Source organism: Ferrovibrio terrae (assembly GCF_943372915.1).
GTDB lineage: Bacteria > Pseudomonadota > Alphaproteobacteria > Ferrovibrionales > Ferrovibrionaceae > Ferrovibrio > Ferrovibrio terrae_A.
In genome coordinates, this window is the sequence record NZ_CALSAN010000013.1 from 64,775 (window position 1) to 82,880 (window position 18,106).

General features: G+C 64.6%; 21 protein-coding genes. 1 reads left to right on the plus strand and 20 read right to left on the minus strand.

What is annotated here, in order from left to right:
• Positions 1 to 15: 15 nt before the first annotated feature.
• From AAG821_RS11115 to AAG821_RS11130, 4 genes are all read right to left on the minus strand, one after another.
• Entirely contained in the window at positions 16 to 846 is an 831-nt protein-coding gene (locus AAG821_RS11115; RefSeq protein ID WP_341913588.1) for a carbohydrate ABC transporter permease, read from the minus strand.
• Entirely contained in the window at positions 843 to 1,760 is a 918-nt protein-coding gene (locus tag AAG821_RS11120; RefSeq protein ID WP_341913587.1) for a sugar ABC transporter permease, read from the minus strand. The genes AAG821_RS11115 and AAG821_RS11120 overlap by 4 nt, the downstream gene beginning before the upstream one ends.
• Positions 1,753 to 2,910: an ABC transporter ATP-binding protein gene (locus AAG821_RS11125; protein WP_341913586.1), complete on the minus strand. Its 1,158-nt coding sequence runs from the start codon at positions 2,908 to 2,910 to the stop codon at positions 1,753 to 1,755. The genes AAG821_RS11120 and AAG821_RS11125 overlap by 8 nt, the downstream gene beginning before the upstream one ends.
• Positions 2,911 to 3,066: 156 nt before the next feature.
• Positions 3,067 to 3,603 (minus strand): NUDIX hydrolase, encoded by a 537-nt coding sequence (locus tag AAG821_RS11130; RefSeq protein ID WP_341913585.1) that lies wholly within the window; start codon positions 3,601 to 3,603, stop codon positions 3,067 to 3,069.
• A 192-nt stretch (positions 3,604 to 3,795) separates the two neighbouring features.
• On the opposite strand from AAG821_RS11130, the gene AAG821_RS11135 reads away from it, so the two are divergent.
• Positions 3,796 to 4,272: a MarR family transcriptional regulator gene (locus AAG821_RS11135; protein WP_341913584.1), complete on the plus strand. Its 477-nt coding sequence runs from the start codon at positions 3,796 to 3,798 to the stop codon at positions 4,270 to 4,272.
• 14 nt (positions 4,273 to 4,286) lie between these two features.
• Here AAG821_RS11135 and AAG821_RS11140 read toward each other — a convergent pair whose 3' ends face one another.
• From AAG821_RS11140 to AAG821_RS11215, 16 genes are all read right to left on the minus strand, one after another.
• Positions 4,287 to 5,594, minus strand: coding sequence for an FAD-dependent oxidoreductase (locus tag AAG821_RS11140; RefSeq protein ID WP_341913583.1), 1,308 nt, complete (start codon positions 5,592 to 5,594; stop codon positions 4,287 to 4,289).
• 10 nt (positions 5,595 to 5,604) lie between these two features.
• On the minus strand, positions 5,605 to 6,402 hold the full coding sequence (locus tag AAG821_RS11145; RefSeq protein WP_341913582.1) for an ABC transporter permease: 798 nt from the start codon (positions 6,400 to 6,402) through the stop codon (positions 5,605 to 5,607).
• On the minus strand, positions 6,395 to 7,168 hold the full coding sequence (locus AAG821_RS11150) for an ABC transporter ATP-binding protein (protein ID WP_341913581.1): 774 nt from the start codon (positions 7,166 to 7,168) through the stop codon (positions 6,395 to 6,397). Before AAG821_RS11150 ends, AAG821_RS11145 begins: the two co-directional genes overlap by 8 nt.
• Before the next feature lie 25 nt (positions 7,169 to 7,193).
• The gene (locus AAG821_RS11155) at positions 7,194 to 8,225 is read right to left on the minus strand and encodes an ABC transporter substrate-binding protein (RefSeq protein WP_341913580.1); all 1,032 of its coding nucleotides are present in this window, start codon (positions 8,223 to 8,225) and stop codon (positions 7,194 to 7,196) included.
• Between the two features lie 98 nt (positions 8,226 to 8,323).
• Positions 8,324 to 8,611 carry a hypothetical protein gene (locus AAG821_RS11160; RefSeq protein ID WP_341913579.1) on the minus strand — a complete coding sequence of 96 codons (288 nt, stop codon included), beginning with the start codon at positions 8,609 to 8,611 and terminating at the stop codon, positions 8,324 to 8,326.
• Positions 8,612 to 8,722: 111 nt separating this feature from the next.
• Positions 8,723 to 10,108: a c-type cytochrome biogenesis protein CcmI gene (gene ccmI, locus AAG821_RS11165; protein WP_341913578.1), complete on the minus strand. Its 1,386-nt coding sequence runs from the start codon at positions 10,106 to 10,108 to the stop codon at positions 8,723 to 8,725.
• Complete coding sequence (locus tag AAG821_RS11170) at positions 10,105 to 10,572, minus strand: cytochrome c-type biogenesis protein (protein ID WP_341913577.1); 468 nt, start codon at positions 10,570 to 10,572, stop codon at positions 10,105 to 10,107. The genes ccmI and AAG821_RS11170 overlap by 4 nt, the downstream gene beginning before the upstream one ends.
• Positions 10,566 to 11,120, minus strand: a complete 555-nt coding sequence (locus AAG821_RS11175) for a DsbE family thiol:disulfide interchange protein (protein WP_341913575.1) — start codon at positions 11,118 to 11,120, stop codon at positions 10,566 to 10,568. The genes AAG821_RS11170 and AAG821_RS11175 overlap by 7 nt, the downstream gene beginning before the upstream one ends.
• A gap of 7 nt (positions 11,121 to 11,127) precedes the next feature.
• Positions 11,128 to 13,107, minus strand: a complete 1,980-nt coding sequence (locus AAG821_RS11180; RefSeq protein WP_341913574.1) for a heme lyase CcmF/NrfE family subunit — start codon at positions 13,105 to 13,107, stop codon at positions 11,128 to 11,130.
• Positions 13,104 to 13,580 (minus strand): cytochrome c maturation protein CcmE, encoded by a 477-nt coding sequence (gene ccmE, locus AAG821_RS11185; RefSeq protein ID WP_341913572.1) that lies wholly within the window; start codon positions 13,578 to 13,580, stop codon positions 13,104 to 13,106. The genes AAG821_RS11180 and ccmE overlap by 4 nt, the downstream gene beginning before the upstream one ends.
• Positions 13,577 to 13,765, minus strand: a complete 189-nt coding sequence (gene ccmD / locus AAG821_RS11190) for a heme exporter protein CcmD (protein ID WP_341913570.1) — start codon at positions 13,763 to 13,765, stop codon at positions 13,577 to 13,579. Before ccmD ends, ccmE begins: the two co-directional genes overlap by 4 nt.
• A 71-nt stretch (positions 13,766 to 13,836) precedes the next feature.
• Positions 13,837 to 14,571, minus strand: coding sequence for a heme ABC transporter permease (locus tag AAG821_RS11195; protein ID WP_341913569.1), 735 nt, complete (start codon positions 14,569 to 14,571; stop codon positions 13,837 to 13,839).
• A gap of 23 nt (positions 14,572 to 14,594) precedes the next feature.
• Positions 14,595 to 15,260, minus strand: coding sequence for a heme exporter protein CcmB (gene ccmB / locus AAG821_RS11200; RefSeq protein WP_341913568.1), 666 nt, complete (start codon positions 15,258 to 15,260; stop codon positions 14,595 to 14,597).
• Positions 15,257 to 15,889 (minus strand): heme ABC exporter ATP-binding protein CcmA, encoded by a 633-nt coding sequence (ccmA, locus tag AAG821_RS11205; protein WP_341913567.1) that lies wholly within the window; start codon positions 15,887 to 15,889, stop codon positions 15,257 to 15,259. The genes ccmB and ccmA overlap by 4 nt, the downstream gene beginning before the upstream one ends.
• A 30-nt stretch (positions 15,890 to 15,919) precedes the next feature.
• Positions 15,920 to 17,230, minus strand: a complete 1,311-nt coding sequence (locus AAG821_RS11210; protein WP_341913566.1) for an AMP-binding protein — start codon at positions 17,228 to 17,230, stop codon at positions 15,920 to 15,922.
• Between the two features lie 22 nt (positions 17,231 to 17,252).
• Complete coding sequence (locus AAG821_RS11215) at positions 17,253 to 18,101, minus strand: ABC transporter ATP-binding protein (RefSeq protein ID WP_341913565.1); 849 nt, start codon at positions 18,099 to 18,101, stop codon at positions 17,253 to 17,255.
• Positions 18,102 to 18,106 lie beyond the last annotated feature (5 nt).

Sequence of the window (18,106 nt, forward strand, 5' to 3'; positions counted from 1 at the left end):
CTCTCCTGTTGTGGCCTATTTGAGGCCGGTAAAGGTTATGCCCTCGATGAAACGGCGCTGCGCCAGCAGGAAACCCGCCACCAGCGGAGCGATGATGACGACGGCCGCCGCCATGAGCGGGCCATAGGAAGTGCCGGCTTCCTGGTTGCGGAAACTGATGACGCCGAGCGGAGGCGTGTAGAACTGTTCGCTGTTGAGCGCTATCAGCGGCCAGAAATAATCGTTCCAGTGCGCAATCACCGAGAAGATGCCGAAGGCCGTGACTGCCGGCATCGCCGCCGGCAACATGACGCACCAGACGATGCCGAATTCGGATATGCCATCCATGCGAGCGGCATCAATCAGGTCATCAGGGATGGTCATGAAGAACTGGCGCATCAGGAAGATGCCAAAGACAGAAATGATCCAGGGAGCGATCAGCGCGGCATAGCTGTCGAGGATACCGATATGGTGGAACAGCAGGAACAGCGGCACTGCAATGGCATGCGGAGGAATCAGCAGACAAAGCAGGACCAGTGTGAACAGCGTCTGCCGTCCTCGAAAGCGCAGCTTGGCCAAAGCATAGGCGGCCGGCAGGGCAACGAGCAGCTGCAGTGCGAAGATCGTTACAGTGACGAAAACCCCGTTCAGCAGAAAGCGGGCCAGTGGTGCCTTGGTAAAAGCGAGACTGTAATTCTCGAAAGCCGCCATCGTATGCGGCCACCAGCGGACTTCACTGATGAAAATCTCGGCATCGGGCTTCAGTGAGGTTGCCACCATCCAGGCGAAAGGCAGAAGCACCAGGGCGGCCCCGGCCAGCAATACGACATGGCGCAGACCCGCGCGCAGCATAAAGGCGGCACTCATCCGTAATGCACCCGACGGTCAAGTACACGCGCCTTGATTGCCGTGAGGATCAGCACGAAGACCAGAAACACCACGGTGACTGCTGCGGCATAGCCGGAACGCAGGAATTCAAAGCCCTCTGCATACATGGTGTAGAGCAGCACTTCTGTCGCCTTGACCGGCCCACCCTTGGTAAGAGCGTGCACCGTATCAAATACCTGGAAGGATCGGATTGCGGAGATCACCACCACAAACATCGTCACCGGCCCCAGCATCGGCCAGGTGATCAGGCAGAAACGATCCCAGGCCGTGCGGGCGCCATCCATTTCGGCGGCTTCGTACAGATGGCGAGGAATCGAAACCAGGCCGGCCATGAACAGAACCATGTTGAAACCAAAACCCTGCCATATGCCGATGGTGGCCAGCACCCAGAGCGCGAGATTCGGCTCGTTCAGCCAGTTCTGCGGCGTCAGGCCGATAGCCTTCATCGTCAAATTGATGAGGCCGAACTGCGGATGCAGCATGAATTCCCAGGCGATGGCCATCGCGATCAGGGTGGCCATCACCGGCACAAAATAGATGGCGCGATAGAAGGCTCTCCAGCTGCGGCCACTTTCGATCAGCAGGGCTGCACCGAGACCGAGGGCCACCGCACCGGGCACGACAACGCCGACATAGGCCAGCGTATTGCCAAGGGACTTCCAGAAAACGCGCTCGCCGGCCAGTTCGCGGTAATTATCGATACCAATAAAACCAAATGCGGGAGCACCGAGCTGATAGTCGGTGAAGGACAGCAGCAGAACCACCAGCACCGGCCCGATCAGCAACGCGAGCATGAGCAGGAAAGCAGGCCCGGCCAGCAGGTACGGCATCGTGGAGCCGCGTGTGGCAAAAACCGGGTGTACCGGTCTGTAGGTCAAGGCTGCGTCAGCCATAGGCTGGCTCCCGCATCGCGATCCGTGGCAGGGCAGGCAGGCGACGCCCCTCCTGGTCGAACAGCAGAATCTGCTCTTGCGGCACCAGCAAGCCAATACGGTCATTTTCGCGTAATCCGCGCTGGCGCGGGGGCAGGCGGATGATCACCGGGTCTGGCGCGGCATCAAGCTGCACATGAACCAACAGGTCGGATCCGAGATTCTCGCGAAAGGTGATGCGGCCGGCCATGGTGGCCGCGGTTGATGTGTCGAGCTCCGCCGCCTCCGGCCGGAAGGCGAGTCTGACCACGTTACCGGGCGGCAGCGTCACAGTGAGATCAAAACGCGCGGCTCCCACGCGCAACCTGCCATCGATATCGACCGTGGCAGGCACGACATTGATCTTCGGGCTGCCGATGAACTCCGCCACCCGAAGGTCCACCGGATCGGTGTAAATCACATCCGGTGCAGCGACCTGGAGGATCTCGCCCTCCATCATCACCGCAATACGATCGGACATGGTCATGGCCTCAGCCTGATCATGTGTCACATAGATAAAGGTTGTCTCGAGCTGTTCATGCAATTGCGCCAACTCCGTCCGCATATGCTCGCGCAATTTGGCATCGAGGTTGCTGAGTGGCTCGTCCATCAGGAAAGCGGCCGGGTTGCGCACCATGGCGCGGCCCAGCGCGATGCGCTGGCGCTGGCCGCCTGACAGCTGGGCCGGCTTGCGCTGCAACAGATGACCGATGCGTAATACATCGGCAACGCGACTGACATCTGCGGCAATGCCGTGACGGACCGCAGCAGTGCCGGGCAGCAGGCGACCCAGCAGCGGCAGGCGCTGCCAGGCATTCAATCGCCGCATGGTGAGCGGCAGGGCAATATTGGCCGCTGCAGTGAGATGCGGATAGAGCGCATAGGACTGGAAAACCATCGCAAGATCACGGTCGGCGGAGCGACGTTGGCCCGCGCTTTTTCCGCCTATGCGGACATCACCGCTATCCTGGCGTTCCAGACCGGCGATGATGCGCAGCAGCGTGGATTTTCCGCAGCCCGACGGGCCGACCAGGGTCATGAATTCGCGATCCGCAATGGCGAGCGAAACCCCCTTCAGCACATCGGTGCTGCCGAAAGATTTTCTGATCTGCTCGATATCCACACCGGCCATGCACTGTCCCCTTGATGTGGGGGCAGCAGTAAGCTCGGCAGTTTGCCGTCTGATGAATGCGACGTGACTGCTTGGCGGCAGTTCGATGATGGAACGATGGAATCGCTAGACCTTGCAGCCTCTGTGTCTAGACCTGTCGTTCATAAGTCGGATGAATCAGTAGTTTCCCAATTCTCCCGGCGGATTGCTGAAGGCTGGAAAAGCCTCGCGGCCGATCACGCTGCGATGGTGCTGCAACGCCCAATGCACCGATGGGAAGGCCAGATCGTTCCACGGAATCTCCTCCCAGCGGAACATCCGGACTTCCAGCGATTCAGGACCGGCGCTCACGCCTGGCTTTGCCAGCGTGGCGCGATAGATCAGCTGTACCTGGCTGATGCGCGGAATGTTGTAGACCGCCAGCAGCGCGTCGATACGGATATCGGCGCAGGCCTCTTCCATCGCCTCGCGCATGGCACCGGCCTCGGAGGTTTCGCGCTCCTCCATGTAACCGGCCGGTATCGTCCAGAATCCTTCCCGCGGTGCGATGGCGCGACGGCAGAGCAGGATCTGCTCGCCATCGGTAACCACAGCGCCCACAACGATTTTCGGATTGGTGTAGTGAATCCAGCCGCAATCGGTGCAGACATGACGTTCAAGGCTGTCGCCTTCGGGGACGCGCCGGGAAAAGCGGAAATCTCTCGGATTTTGCATGACCAGCCGATATTTGCAGTCTCAAGAATGATCAGCATACGCGTTTCATTCACAGGTCGTAAAATATTGCAGCTTCCTCTGGACGAATCCCATGCAAATGGCGTTTTATCAGTGGACTGAGAAGCGGGATAAATACCCGCCCAGTCAGGGACAGGCAGGGTTAAACAAAAAACATAAGAAAGGGGAGGGTTCATGTCGGGGGACAAGACCGCCCAGAACGGCGCCGGCGATACGCTCGGCGTATTCAACTTACAGGATGCACCCGGGCACCTGCTGCGACGTTGCCAGCAGCTCGCCGTCGATCTCTATACGGCGGAAGTCGGCAGCAACGGACTGACGCCGCGGCAATTCGCGCTTCTGCTGGCGATCTACCAGAAAAGCGGCATCAGCCAGGTGGATCTGGTGCGCCAGACCGGCATCGACCGCTCGACGGTGGCTGAGATGGTGGCACGACTGATCAAGCGCGGCCTGCTGGTGCGCCAGCGTACCGAAAGCGATCGCCGCACCAATGCGCTGGCGGTGACGCCGGAAGGCGAACGGCAGTTGCGGGCAGCGCAGCCGGGCGTGGCACGGGCGCAGGATCGCCTGCTGGATCCGATCCCGGTCGCCAAGCGCGGTGAATTCATCAACCTGCTGCGCGAACTGGTCGACAATCTGGAAGCGCGCTGACCGCTAAGGCGAGGTCAATCGCGGTCGCGCCGTTCGAGATTGTCCTTCAGCCGCGCCTGCAGCGCGGCCATGTCGATCTGTTGCACCGAGCCGGCACCGGCGATATCCAGCGCCTGTGCCGCGGCGGCGCCCATTGCCACGCATGGCCCCATCACGCGCACCGAGCTGAGCGCAGCAGGATCGCCGTCGATGCAGCGGCCGGCGGCCACCAGGTTCTCGGCCCCGCGCGGCACCATGGCACGCAGCGGTACGTAATGCAGATGATCGTCGCCGAATTCCTCCCAATGCACATCCTCAGGCCTGTCATGCAGTTCGACCGGCCATGAACAGCGCAGGATGGCGTCAGCAGGTTTCAGGCCTTGTCGCACCTCATCGATGTGCAGGCTGTGGCCGCCGACGATCCAGCGCGTCTGGCGGATGCCAAGAAAGCCGTATTGCCGCACCCGGGCATTGGCAAAGGCCGCCGGATACTCGCCGCGCAGGAAGCTGACCACACGGTCGGCCTGTGCCCTGCCCTCGGCCTGTGCCCGGGCATAGCCACCGGCATCGAGCGGGGTTTCCACATGGGTCATGTTGACGGTGGCCTGACCCTTGCCCGGGAAGGCAAAGACAAAGCCATCACGTCGCACCAGGCCATACTGGCCACCCACCTCACCCAGACGCTTCTGCACGGCCCAGCGGTCGAGCTGCAATGCGGCAGCCTCGTCGAAGCCTTCGATGGTGAACATCAGCGTGCCCATGATCGGGCTGACCGGCTCGCGGCAGTCGAAGCCGGCAAGATAGCTGAGCGCGGCATCGCCGGACGCATCGACAAAACCCTGGCCGCGCAGCTCTATCGGCCCGAAACGGGTGGCGAGGCTGAGGCTGGCGATCCGCCCGCCGTCGCGGCGCACATCCAGCAGCGTGGCGCCCAGCAGAGCCTCGATGCCGGCGGCATGCACCGCCTGCTCGATCCAGCGCACCAGAACCTGTTCCTGATAAAGCGGGATAAAGCTGTTGCGGCCGCGGCGCAGATGGAAGGCGCCTTCGCGCTTGAGATGCGCGAACATCGCATCGACCATGCCGTAAACGACGCGATAGGGGTCGGGCCCATTGGAATAGAAGCCGCAGAAGGTGCCGAGCAGTGTACCGGTGGACTGGCCGCCCAGCTGCTGGCCGGCATCGACCAGCACGACGCGATGGCCGAGCCCGGCGGCCTCCAGCGCCGCAGAGATGCCGCTGATTCCAGCGCCGACCACGACGATATCGGCCTCGATCACGCGGGGCGCGGCGGCAGCGCCATGCTGCACGATGCGGGTGGCCGGAATGGGGTAATCGCTCATCACAGTGCCTCTAGCGCCAGCGCAGCACGATCTTCTCGGTGAAGCTGAGCACTGCACTGACCGTGAGGCCCAGCACGGATAGCAGCACCACGCCGGCGATCAGCTGGTCGATCTGCATCAGGTTGCCCGCCGCCAGAACGAAGGCGCCGATGCCGACCTGGGTGCCGATCATCTCGGCTGCCACCACCAGGATCAGCGCGATCGAGGAGGAAATGCGGAAACCGGCGAGGATACCGGGCATGGCACCGGGCAGAATCACCTTGAACACGATCATGCGGGTGGAAAGCCCGAAGCTCTGTGCCATGCGGATCAGGTTGCGCGGCACGTTGTCGACCGCCGAATAGGCACTGATCACGGTGGGGAAGAAAACGCCGAGACCGATGGTGGCAATCTTGGAGGGTTCGCCGATGCCGAACCACAGGATGAACAGCGGCAGCAGGGCGATTTTCGGAATCGGGAACAGCGCCGAGACAACCGGCAAGCCAACCGAACGCGCCAGCACGAAGATACCCATGGCAAAGCCGATGGCGACGCCGGCAATGCTGCCGAGAATCCAGCCTGAGAGAATGCGCTTCAGCGATGCGGTGATATGGGTGACCAGCTTGCCGTCGACCAGCAGGTCATGCAGCACACTCACCACTTCGCTGGGTGCGGGCATGAACAATGGTGGCAGCCAGCCGAGCCGACAGGCTGCTTCCCAGCTGGCGATGATCAGCGCGAAGGCGAGCCACGGCGCCCAGCGCGTGGTGCCCGGCACGAAGCCGGCGCCACGGAAGCTGATATTGGTCTGCTTGATCGCGTCAGACATGCTGCATCTCGCGATCCGCCACCTGCGCCTCGGTCTTGATCAGGCCCCAGAGGTCGTCGTGGAGAGCCTTCAACAGGCCGGCATGTTCAGGCTTGTGCCGTTCCGTCACCGGCACCGGGATATCGACAATGCGCTTGATCCGGCCGGGCCGGCGCGACAGCACCACCACCTTGTCGGCCAGCCGCACCGCCTCGGTCAGGTTATGCGTCACATACAGCGTGGTGGTGCGCTCACGCGCCCAGATCGCGATCAGGTCTTCCATCAAGAGCTCGCGAGTCTGGGCATCCAGCGCCGACAGCGGCTCGTCCATCAGCAGCACGGCGGGCTTCACCGCGATGGCGCGTGCGATACCAACCCGCTGGCGCATGCCGCCTGAAAGCTGCTTGGGCAGGGCATCGGCAAAATCGCCCAGGCCGCAGAGTGCCAGCACCTCGGCGATGCGGGCATCCTGTGCAGCCCGGCCCAGCCCGTGATGCTCCAGCGCCAGGGCCACATTGCCGGCCACGCTGCGCCAGGGCAGCAGGGCGAAATCCTGAAACACGAAGGTGAGCGGATTGAGACAGCCGGCCGGTGCGGCACCGATGGTGGCGATGCGACCGGTCTGCTGCGCCAGCAGGCCGCCGACCAGATTCAGCAACGTGGATTTGCCGCAGCCGGACGGGCCGATCAGTGCCGCCGTCTCGCCCTCGCCGACCACAAAGCTGACGCCATCGAGGACCACCAGGTCGCCATAGGCATAGCCGACATCCTCAAGCAGCACCTGCATGGACGATTACTCTTAGCGGCGACGCTTACTTCGGCAGGTCGAGGTGGCCCTTGACGAAGCTCAGATCGATAAAGTCTGCCGCCTTGACCGATTTATCGACCAGCCCCTGCGCCTGACCCCAGGCGACCTGGTCGTAGATATTTTTCACCAGCAGACGACCCTGCGGGTCCATGTAGTTGGCGGCAATCTTCACGGTGTCGATGCTCGGCTTGGGCTGCACCCACTTTTCCAGCACCGGCATCAGCGCGAGCGCCTTCTCGCCGATCATGCGGTTGCCCTGACTATCCTTGGCCAGGAAGGCACCGGCATAGTCGGCCAGACCCTTCTGATAGGCGCGCACGAAGCGCTCGACCAGCGGACGCTTCTCCTTGACGATCTTGGACGAGGCAAACAGCGCGCCCAGCTGCCAGGGCGTATGCTCATGCACCCAGCCGATGATGCGGCCGGCGCCATCCTCCTGTAGCTTGATCGCATTGTTGGCCGGCAGGATGGTGGCATCGACCTGGCCGCCGGCCAGCGATGCCATCATGTTTGGGATCGACTGCACCGGCTTCATCTCGACGCTGTCGAGCTTGAAACCGTATTTGTCGGCCAGCATGCCGAGATTGTAGTGGAAGCTGGAGCCCACCGTGGTGATCGCCACGCTCTTGCCCGCGAAATCCTTCGGCGAGCGGAAACCGGCGTCATAGGCCTTCTTGGACGCGACATAGGCAACGAAATTGTAGCCCGGCTCCTCGCGGCTCTGGGCGGCAATCACTTTCAGCGCGCCCTTGCCGGCCAGATTGAAAAAGCCACCGGTGAAGGCGGTGATGCCAAAATCGGCGTCGTTGGAGGCGACAGCGACAGCGACCGCCTGGGCGGCATTGAAGATCTTGATGTCGAGATCGATGCCCTCGGCATCGAAATAGCCGCGCTCCTTGGCAATGAAAATCGGCGCGGTGGAAATGAACGGCAGGGCCGAGATCGTCACCTTGTCCTTGGGCTGGGCCAGCGCGAGACCGGGCCAGAGCAGGGCAAGAACAGACAAAACCGCGAGACGCGGATGGCGCTTCAGCATGACGTTTCCCCAGATCGTTTGTATGCAACGTTGGGGTCAAGCTAATCGGCGCGGCAGGCCCCGTCAATCAGACCGGTTGCCATGGGTCAGGCGTGTTTTTAAACGAGAATATTGACGTGCTGGCCGAGCAGGCCGCCCCGGCTGGGGATCGGCCGCGACTGGGTCTGCGGCAGGGCTTCGGCCGGCGCACGCTGCTGGTCGGCGACCTGGATGGAGCTGCCGATGCTGCCGAGCTGGGCGGCAAAGCTGTTCTGCTTGACCTCGGAGGTGGACGACGTGCTGGTGCCGGGCGCCGGCTGCGGGGCGCGGCTGGCCGGTGCGGCCGGGCGGGTGCCCTGCAACTGCGACAGCGCGGAAAGAAGATTGCTGCTCGGTCCGACGGCCATAATCACCCAACCCCAACGACCCAATTCCGGGCCGGAATGGCCCCCCTCAACACGGCCCGATTACGCGCAGGACTCCCTTAAACAGGGGTTAACGCCAGGCGGAGGGGCTGTTTAACGTGACAGGCTGGCGAGGCGTTCGGACAGCTCTTTTGCCTCGGGCGAGTCGGGCGGCAATTGAGCCAGCAGGCGGTTCCAGGCGACCCCGGCCGCAGCCTTGTCACCGGCCTCAAAGGCGCCACGGCCGACGAACCAGAGCGCCTGCGGATGATGCGGCGCCTGCTCCAGGATTTTGGCGAATTCCGCCACCGCCTCGACCGGCAGGGCATCGCGGCTGGTCACCGCCGGGCCGGCCAGATTGAACGCCAGCGCCAGCCGGGCATCGACCCGCGCGGGCGCCACGACCACGGCCTGACGCAGGGCGGCCCGGGCGGCATCGGCCTCGCCCAGCACCTCGCGGGCGCGCGCCAGCCGCAGCCAGCCATCGGCATCATTCGGATTGTCCTTCAGCCGCTCGGCCAGGCGCTCGACCATGCCGCGCACCATGGCGGTGCGATCCTCGGCCGACATCTGCTGGGCAGCCTCGACCTGCTCGCGGTTGGGGCCGGCGGCCACTTCTGCTGCCGGCTTCGGCGCCGGCACGGCCTGCGCCAGCGCGATACCCAGCCGGGGCGCCAGTTCACGCAGGCGGCTCTGCACCAGATCGAGCCAGGGCGCATCGGCCGGCGACTCTGCCGCCAGCCCATACCAGTCGTCATAGGCGCCGCGGGTATCGCCTTCCTGCAGGCGGGCAAGGCCGAGATAATAGCGCGCGCCGGGATGCTGCGGCTCGCGCTCCAGCACGGCGCGGAAGTCGCGCTGTGCCGGCGGCGTCACGGCGCCATCGGCCGCCAGCGTCAGCGCCTCGGCGCGGAAGGCGTAACCTTCCACATCATCGGGCTGGAGGGCGACCATCCGATCAAAAGCCGTCACGGCTTCTGCCGGCCGATCCAGCGCCAGCAGCGACCGCCCAAGCAGCAGCCAGCCATCGGCACGGTTCGGATCGGCAGACAGGCGGTCGCGCAGCTGAGTGATCAGCCGCTCGGTATCGGCGCGCAGCTTGGCATCCTCGGCCGCACGCTGCTGTGCCTGCGCGAGATCGATCTGCGCCGCCTCGGGCCGGCCGAGCATCAGATAAAGACCGCCGCCCAGCACCGGCACCAGCAGCAGCACAGCCAGGCTGCCAGCCAGAGTCGTCGTGCGCGACAGCTGCGGGGCCGCACCATCGGCGGCGGCATCGGCGCGCAGCAGCCGGCGCTGGATTTCCAGTCGCGCCGCGTTGGCCTCGGCCTCGGTCAGACTGCCACGTGCCAGTTCTTCCGCGATCTCGCCGAGCTGCGCCTTGTACACGGTGACATCATGCGCCTTGCGACCCGCCGCCTGCCGCTGCGTGCGCAGCAGCGGCCAGAGCAGGAACGCGAGTGCCAGCAGGGCCAGCAGAGCGAAACCGAGCCAGATCATGGGCGCGGCTCCCGATCATCCAGCAGGGCTGCCAGCCGGCGCTGCTCCTCGGCATCCAGCGCCACTGCGGCCGGGACAACGGCCGAGCGTTGCCGGCGATACAGTGCAAACAGAATACCGCCGCCGATCAGCAGCAACAGCGGCGGGCCGAGCCAGAGCAGCAGGGTCTGCAGGTTGAAACGCGGCTTGAGCAGAACCCATTCGCCATAGCGGTCGACCAGATAGTTCAGCACCTTCTGATCGCTCTCACCCAGCGCCACGCGTTCGCGCACGATGCGGCGCAGATCGCGTGCCAGTGGTGCGTTGGAATCCTCGATCGACTGGTTCTGGCAGACCAGGCAACGCAGTTCGCGCGACAGCTCGCGCGCCCGCAGCTCCTGCGCCGGATCAGCAAGACGATCCTCCAGCTGCTGGGCGGCAACCGGCATCGCCAGCAGCAGCAGGACGAGCAGCGGCCTCAGCATTTCACCTTGCTCGCACGGCCGGCGGCCAGATCACGCAGCAGCGGGCGGATCTTGTTGTCCAGATCCCATTCCATCAGCGGGCCGACATGCTTGCAGACGATTTGCCCGGCACCATCGACCACGAAGGTCTCCGGCACGCCATAAACACCCCAGTCGATGCCGACGCGGCCATTGCGGTCGGCGCCGGTGCGGCTGAAAGGATCGCCCAGCTGATCCAGCCATTTCGCCACATCGGCCGGATCGTCCTTGTAATTCAGGCCATGGATCGGCGCGAGATTGTCGCGTTTCAGCGCCATCAGCAGCGGATGCTCGACCCGGCAGGGCACGCACCAGGAGGCAAAGACATTCACCACGCTGGCCTGGCCGGTCTTGAGATCGGCAGTCGACAGGCCCTGCGCACGGCCCTGCACGGGCGGCAGGGCGAATTCCGGCACCGGCTTGCCGATCAGGGCCGATGGAATCTCGCGGGGATTGAGCGTCAGGCCGACGGCAAGGCCGAGGCCGATCAGCACAAACAGGACAAGCGGAAGAATATAGGTCAGGCGCATGGGCGTTTTACTCTGCCGCCGCTGCGGCTGCAGTGCGGCGCGCAGCCGGGGCACCGACGCGCAGGCGGCGGTCGCTGAGCGACAGGAAACCGCCAAAGGCCATCACCAGCGCGCCGAGCCAGATCCAGGAGACCAGCGGTTTCCAATAGAGCCGCACGGCCCAGCCGCGTTCGGCATCGCCCTCGCCCACCACGGCATAGAGATCGGCCCAGGCCGACGGGCGGATCGCGGCCTCGGTGGTTTCCATCGGCGGCTGCTGGTAGCGGCGCTGCGCCGGCCGCATTTCGCGCACCACAGCGCCGCCTTCGATCACCTCGAAGCGGCCCTGCAGGGCGGTATAATTCGGACCCTTGATCGGCATCACGCCGTGGAAGCGATACTGCACCGGGCCGACCTGCACGATCTCGCCCGGCTTCATCACCTGCTGCACTTCCACCTGCCAGGTTTCCGACACGGTGATGCCGAGCACCAGCAGGGCGACGCCCAGATGCGCCACTGTCATGCCCCAGGCGGCACGCGGCAGGAAACGGGCACGCTGCAGCGAATCAGCAAGCGGTGCCGCAAACAGCTTGATGCGCAATGCCAGTTCGCAGAGCGCGCCGAGGCCAAGCCAGGCGGCAAGCCCAAGGCCGAGCAGCGCCATGAAGCCACGCTCGTTATGCAGCCACAGGCCGATGGCAAGCGCCAGGATGACCGCAACCGCGGCCGGCAGCAGGCGGCGCAGGGCAGCGGCCAGATCGCCGCGTTTCCAGGCCAGCAGCGGGCCGATGGCGACCGCAGCTATCAGCGGCGCCATCAGCGGCACGAAGACGGCATTGAAATACTGTGGCCCGACCGACACCTTGGTGCCGTTGATGGCATCCAGTGCCAGCGGATAGAGCGTGCCGAGCAACACGGCGGCGCAGGCGACCGCGAGCAGCAGGTTGTTGAGGATCAGGGCGCCTTCCCGGCTCAAGGGTGCGAAGACACCGACACCCTGCAGCGCCGGGGCACGGAAGGCATAGAGCGCCAGGCTGCCGCCGACCACCACGGCAAGGAAGAGCAGGATGAACACGCCGCGCGTCGGATCGGTGGCGAAGGCATGCACGGAATTGATCACGCCGGAACGCACCAGGAAGGTACCCAGCAGGCTGAGCGAGAAGGTGAGAATAGCGAGCAGCACAGTCCAGCTTTTCAGCGTGTCGCGTTTCTCCACCACCACGGCGGAATGCAGCAGCGCCGTGCCGGCGAGCCAGGGCATGAAGGAAGCATTCTCGACCGGATCCCAGAACCACCAGCCGCCCCAGCCCAGTTCGTAATAGGCCCACCAGGAACCCATGGCGATGCCGATGGTGAGGAAGCACCAGGCCGCCAGCGTCCAGGGCCGCACCCAGCGCGCCCAGGCCGGATCGACGCGGCCTTCGATCAATGCGGCGACGGCAAAGGAAAATGCCACCGAGAAGCCGACATAGCCGAGATAGAGAAATGGCGGATGAAACGCGAGGCCTGGATCCTGCAGCAGCGGGTTGAGACCGCGGCCCTCGAGCGGCGCCGGCAGCAGGCGTGCGAAGGGATTGGAGGTGAACAGGATGAAACTTAGGAAGCCAACGCCGATCAGACCCTGAATCGCCAGCACGCGGGCTTTCAGCGTCGCCGGCAGATTGCGGCCGAACAGGGCCACGGCGGCGCCGAAGATGGTGAGGATCAGAATCCACAGCAGCAGCGAGCCTTCGTGGTTGCCCCAGACGCCGCTGACCTTGTAGAGCATCGGCTTCAGGGTGTGCGAATTCTCGGCCACGTTCAGCACCGAGAAATCCGAAGTCACATAGGCATAGGTCATGCAGCCAAAGGCGAAAGCGACCAGCAGCACCTGGCCCATAGCGGCCTGCGGCGCCAGCGCGATCCAGCCCGGAATGCCGCGTGCCGCGCCGGCAAGCGGCAGCACGCCCTGAACAAGAGCGAAGCACAGCGCCAGGATCAGCGCGATATGACCAAGTTCAGGGATCATGAGCCGGGCTTGCGCTCCGGCATCTGGCCCGGCTTGTGGCCCTGACCGTCATTCCACTGGCCGGACTTCTTCAGCGCCTCGGCCACTTCTGGCGGCATATACTGCTCGTCATGCTTGGCCAGCACCTCGGAGGCGATGAAGCGCCCCTGCGCATCCAGCCTGCCATTCGCCACCACGCCCTGCCCTTCACGGAACAGGTCGGGCAGGATGCCGGTGTAGCGCACGGTGACACTGTTGCGCAGATCGGTGACGGTGAAATCGGTGTTGAGACCGTCCTTCTTCACGCTGCCCTGCTCGACCAGACCGCCGATGCGAAAGCGCTTGTCCGCCGGCAGCTGCTTTTCCACCACATCGGACGGCGAGTGGAAGAAGACAAGATTTTCATTGAAGGCGCTGAGCACCAGGGCGGTGGCGACACCAAGCCCACCGACCAGGCCGAGCACGGCCATCAGGCGCTTTTGTTTCCGTGTCACGCCTGATCTCCGGTGCGCCCAGCATCCTGCCGCGCCTGGGCATAGGCGCGCTCGGCTGCCTTCAGACTGGCACGGCTGTACAGCGCCAAACCCGCCAGCACCGCCAGCGCCACGGCAAAGGCCGGCCAGATATAGGCGGCGTGACCACCCATGGCGAAAAAGTCGCCCAGCGAAGCCCAGTACACGGGATAACCCTTTGTTTCTTCTGGCCCCTGCGGCCAGCCCTGCGGAAAATACTGCCTTCCGCCCCCGCCGGCTAGCCGGCGCGGCGATCGGTCGCGGCGCTGAAGCGCATGATGCGGGCCTGGCGGCTGAGGATTTCCGCCCGCACCCGCAAGCTGAGCAGCCAGACATAATAGGCTTTGGCTCCCAGCGCGGTGATCAGCAGCGGCCAGAGGATATCGGGGTGGATTTTCGGCCCCGCCAGGGTCAGCACGCTGGCCGGCTGGTGCAGGGTGTTCCACCAATCGACGGAAAACTTGATGATCGGCAGATTTACGACGCCAACCAGTGCCAGGATCGCGGCCGCGCGACCGGCGCGGGCGGGATCGTCGAAGGCCTCCCACAGGGCGATATAGCCGAGGTAGATGAAGAACAGGATGAGCATCGAGGTGAGGCGGGCATCCCACACCCACCAGGTGCCCCACATCGGCTTGCCCCAGAGCGATCCGGTCAGCAAACAAATTAGCGTGAAGGCCGCGCCGATCGGCGCCGAGGCCTTGGCCGTCAGCTCGGCCACCGGATGGCGCCAGATCAGGGTGACGCCGGAGGCCACCGCCATCGCGGCATAGATGAACATGGCCATCCAGGCGGCCGGCACGTGGATATACATGATCCGCGCCGTGTTGCCCTGCTGATAGTCGGGCGGCGCATAGAGCAGGCCCCAGCCCAGGCCGACCAGCAGGCCGAGCAGCGCAAGCCCGCCGGCCCAGGGGCGGATCACCGCCATCAGGCGCAGGAAGCGGGTGGGATTGGCAAGCGCGTGGAACATGGGCTGAATATATAGGCTGCGGGTTATTCCAGGGCCAGCTTGATGGCGCCGGCAATGGCAAAGGGGCTGAGCGCCAGGGCACCGGCCAGGAAGGCGCCCAGCAGCAGCAGATGCGGTGTGGCCGTCAGGCCATAGCTGGCGGCTTCGACGGCACCGACGCCGAAAATCAGCACCGGAATCACCAGCGGCAGGGTCAGCAGCGGCACCAGCACGGCACCGCGTTTGGCCCCCAGCGTGAGCGCCGCGCCGATGGCACCGATCAGGCTCAGACTCGGTGTGCCGAGCAACAGCGCCAGCAGCAGCACCGGAATGGCTTCGATATCCATCTGCAGCAGCAGGGCCAGCAAGGGCGCGATCAGGCTGAGCGGCAATCCCGTCGTGAGCCAGTGCGCCAGCGTCTTGGCCAGCGCCACCAGCCCGAGCGGCAGCGGCGCCTGCGCCAGCAGATCGAGCGTGCCGTCTTCCTGGTCGGTCTGGAACAGGCGGTCGAGCGACAGCATGGCGGCCAGCAGCGCGGCCACCCAGATCACGCCGGCGGCGATGCGCGCCAGAATCTGCGGCTCGGGCCCGACGCCGAGCGGGAACAGGCTGACCGCCAGCACGAAGAACAGCACCGTGGTGAGCATGGCGCCCTGGGCGCCGAAGCCCAGGCGCAAATCGCGGCCGACAATGGCGAGGAAGGCGTTCATGTAAGCCGGCCTTCGGGCAGTGCAAGCTGACGCGCAGCCGGCAGCGGCACGGCGACATGGCTGGCGAGGATGACCAGGCCGCCACGCGCACGATGGGCCTGCAGGATCGTGCCGAGCCATTCAACCGCGCTGATGTCGAGCGCATTGGTCGGCTCATCCAGCAGCCACAGGAGTGCCGGCGTGAGCAGCAGGCGGGCCAGCGCCACACGATGTTTCTGGCCGGCAGAGAGATAACGCGCCGGCAGATGGCGCTGGCGCGTCAGGCCGGCGGCCTCGAGTGCCTGTGCGGCCTGCTGTTCGGCGGCCGGCGCCGGCACACCCTGCAGCCGGGCGAAGAAGGCGAGGTTTTCCGTGGCGGTCAGTTGCGGCTTCACCGCATCCTGATGACCGAGATAGAGCAGCCGGGCGCGATGTGCATCGGCATCCGCCGAAATCGGCGCCGCATCCCACAGCACGCGGCCATCGGCGGCCGGCAGGAAGCCGGCGAGCAGGCGCAGCAGGCTGGATTTGCCGCTGCCGTTCGGGCCATGCAGAAGCAGCGCCTCGCCGGCAGCGAGACGAAAAGTCAGATCGCGAAAAAGCTGGCGCTCGCCGCGGATGCAGGCGAGCCCTTCGACCGCCAACGCCATGATGCGGCGGAGTTTAACCGCTTCAGGGACTTACTGGTAGGTGCGGAGATCGGCGATCACCTTGCCGTCATTCGGCAGGCTGCCCAGGGCAACGATCTCGACCCGGCCACGCAGCTTGCACACGGCCTGCAGGCTTTCGGCGATCTTGGCGGCGTTGGCCGCCCTGCCCTCCACCTTCAGCACCATGACATCGAGATTGTTCTCCGAACTGACCTCCAGCCGGGCCTTGGCGATCTCGGCGTGCCGCGCCACCACCTGGGCGATCTGGCCCGGCGTGACGAACATGCCCTTCACCTTGGTGGTCTGGTCGGCGCGACCCATCCAGCCCTTGATGCGGGTGTTGGTGCGGCCGCAGGGGCTGATACCGGGCAACACGGCTGAGAGGTCACCGGTGGCGAAGCGGATCATCGGATAGACCGGGTTGGCCAGCACGGTGACCACCACCTCGCCCACCTCGCCCGGCGCCACCGGATCGCCGGTGCCCGGCCGCACGATTTCGACGATCACATCCTCGTCCAGGATCATGCCCTCCAGTGCGGAGGATTCATAAGCGACCAGCCCGAGATCGGCGGTGCCATAGGATTGCAGCACCGCGACGCCCAGTGCCTTCAACTCGGCGCGTAAAGAAGGCGGCAGCGCCTCGGCGCCGACCAGGCCCTTTTTCAGCGAGGCCGTCGACTTGCCGAGTTCGCGGCCCTTCTCCAGCAGGATCTTGAGGAAGGACGGCGTACCGCAATAGACGCGCGGCTGCAGCTGGGCGATGGCATCCAGCTGCAGTTCGGTATTGCCGATGCCGGCGGGAAACACCGGGCAGCCGATGGCAAAGGCGGAGCCTTCGGTGAGGCGGCCAGCCGGGGTGAGATGATAGGAGAAAGCATTGTGCACCAGGTTGCCCGGCCGGCAGCCCGCCGCCCACATGGCGCGGGCAAAGCGCCAGGGATCGGGCTGCTTTGCGGTGGGCCGCGCATAGGCTTCATAGAGCGGCCCGGGCGACTGGAAGTAATTCGCGATCTCGGATGGCTTGCCCGCATCAAGGCCGCCAAACGGCGGCATTGCCTTCTGGCGCGGCGCCAGATCGGATTTGCGCGTGACCGGCAATGTTGCGAGAGCAGCCAGCGAGGCGATCTTCGCCGGCTTCACGTCTTTCAGGATCTCGCGGTAATACGGGCTGGCCTTTTTCGCATGCGCGATCAGGGCCTGCAGCGCGGCCAGCTGCGCCTTCAGGCGCGCGGCCGGCTTGCGTGTCTCGCGCTTGTCGAAATATTCGTCCGCCCTGGCGACTGTCTTGAAAGCTTTTTTAACAGTCTTTTTGACAGCCTTCTTCACGGCTTTCTTCGCCACGGGACTCTCCTCAGATCACGGGTCAGGCCAGCCAGCGTTTGCGGCGGCGGTAATGCTTGGTGTCGCGGAAGCTCATGCGACCGCCTGAACCGAGGCCGAGATAGAATTCCTTCACATCGGAATTCTCGCGCAGCTTTTCGGCCGGGCCATCCATGACGATGCGGCCGTTTTCCAGGATATAGCCGTAATCGGCATAGCGCAGCGCCATGTTGGTATTCTGCTCGGCGATCAGGAAACTGACGCCGGTTTCCTTGTTGAGCTTGTGGACGATCTCGAAGATCTCCTCCACCAGCTGCGGCGCCAGGCCCATCGAGGGCTCATCCAGCAGGATGGTGTCGGGCTTGCTCATCAGCGCGCGGCCGATCGCCGTCATCTGCTGTTCGCCGCCCGAGGTGTAGCCGGCCTGGGATTTGCGCCGCACCTTCAGGCGCGGAAAATAGGAATAGACCATCTCGAGATGCTGCTCGATCGCCTTGTTGCCGTCGGTGCGGGTATAGGCGCCGGTGAGCAGGTTTTCCTCGATGGTGAGATGGCCGAAGCAATGCCGGCCCTCCATCACCTGGATCAGGCCTTTCTTGACCAGCGCAGAGGCATTGAGCTGGTCGACGCGCTCGCCGTGATAGTCGATATGACCCTTGGTGATATCGCCGCGCTCGGCGCGCAGCAGATTGGAAATCGCCTTGAGCGTGGTGGTCTTGCCGGCGCCATTGGCGCCCAGCAGGGCGACGATGCCGCCCTTGGGCAGCTGCAGCGACACGCCCTTGAGCACGAGGATGACGTGATTGTAGATCACCTCGATATTGTTGACCGAAAGCAGCGGCGCGGCAGTGCCGGCATCAGCGGAAGTGGCAGTGGTCGTCTGGGCGGTCATGCGGA

What these genes read in the sequence shown, in the direction of transcription:
- AAG821_RS11175 (WP_341913575.1), bottom strand. Translation starts at nt 11,120, where the DNA reads ATGCGCCTGACCTATATTCTTCCGCTTGTCCTGTTTGTGCTGATCGGC.
- AAG821_RS11130 (WP_341913585.1), bottom strand. Translation starts at nt 3,603, where the DNA reads ATGCAAAATCCGAGAGATTTCCGCTTTTCCCGGCGCGTCCCCGAAGGC.
- AAG821_RS11140 (WP_341913583.1), bottom strand. Translation starts at nt 5,594, where the DNA reads ATGAGCGATTACCCCATTCCGGCCACCCGCATCGTGCAGCATGGCGCT.
- ccmB (WP_341913568.1), bottom strand. Translation starts at nt 15,260, where the DNA reads ATGAACGCCTTCCTCGCCATTGTCGGCCGCGATTTGCGCCTGGGCTTC.
- AAG821_RS11195 (WP_341913569.1), bottom strand. Translation starts at nt 14,571, where the DNA reads ATGTTCCACGCGCTTGCCAATCCCACCCGCTTCCTGCGCCTGATGGCG.
- ccmA (WP_341913567.1), bottom strand. Translation starts at nt 15,889, where the DNA reads ATGGCGTTGGCGGTCGAAGGGCTCGCCTGCATCCGCGGCGAGCGCCAG.
- AAG821_RS11135 (WP_341913584.1), top strand. Translation starts at nt 3,796, where the DNA reads ATGTCGGGGGACAAGACCGCCCAGAACGGCGCCGGCGATACGCTCGGC.
- AAG821_RS11215 (WP_341913565.1), bottom strand. Translation starts at nt 18,101, where the DNA reads ATGACCGCCCAGACGACCACTGCCACTTCCGCTGATGCCGGCACTGCC.
- AAG821_RS11145 (WP_341913582.1), bottom strand. Translation starts at nt 6,402, where the DNA reads ATGTCTGACGCGATCAAGCAGACCAATATCAGCTTCCGTGGCGCCGGC.
- AAG821_RS11120 (WP_341913587.1), bottom strand. Translation starts at nt 1,760, where the DNA reads ATGGCTGACGCAGCCTTGACCTACAGACCGGTACACCCGGTTTTTGCC.
- AAG821_RS11155 (WP_341913580.1), bottom strand. Translation starts at nt 8,225, where the DNA reads ATGCTGAAGCGCCATCCGCGTCTCGCGGTTTTGTCTGTTCTTGCCCTG.
- AAG821_RS11160 (WP_341913579.1), bottom strand. Translation starts at nt 8,611, where the DNA reads ATGGCCGTCGGACCGAGCAGCAATCTTCTTTCCGCGCTGTCGCAGTTG.
- AAG821_RS11180 (WP_341913574.1), bottom strand. Translation starts at nt 13,107, where the DNA reads ATGATCCCTGAACTTGGTCATATCGCGCTGATCCTGGCGCTGTGCTTC.
- AAG821_RS11170 (WP_341913577.1), bottom strand. Translation starts at nt 10,572, where the DNA reads ATGCTGAGGCCGCTGCTCGTCCTGCTGCTGCTGGCGATGCCGGTTGCC.
- AAG821_RS11125 (WP_341913586.1), bottom strand. Translation starts at nt 2,910, where the DNA reads ATGGCCGGTGTGGATATCGAGCAGATCAGAAAATCTTTCGGCAGCACC.
- ccmI (WP_341913578.1), bottom strand. Translation starts at nt 10,108, where the DNA reads ATGATCTGGCTCGGTTTCGCTCTGCTGGCCCTGCTGGCACTCGCGTTC.
- AAG821_RS11115 (WP_341913588.1), bottom strand. Translation starts at nt 846, where the DNA reads ATGAGTGCCGCCTTTATGCTGCGCGCGGGTCTGCGCCATGTCGTATTG.
- AAG821_RS11150 (WP_341913581.1), bottom strand. Translation starts at nt 7,168, where the DNA reads ATGCAGGTGCTGCTTGAGGATGTCGGCTATGCCTATGGCGACCTGGTG.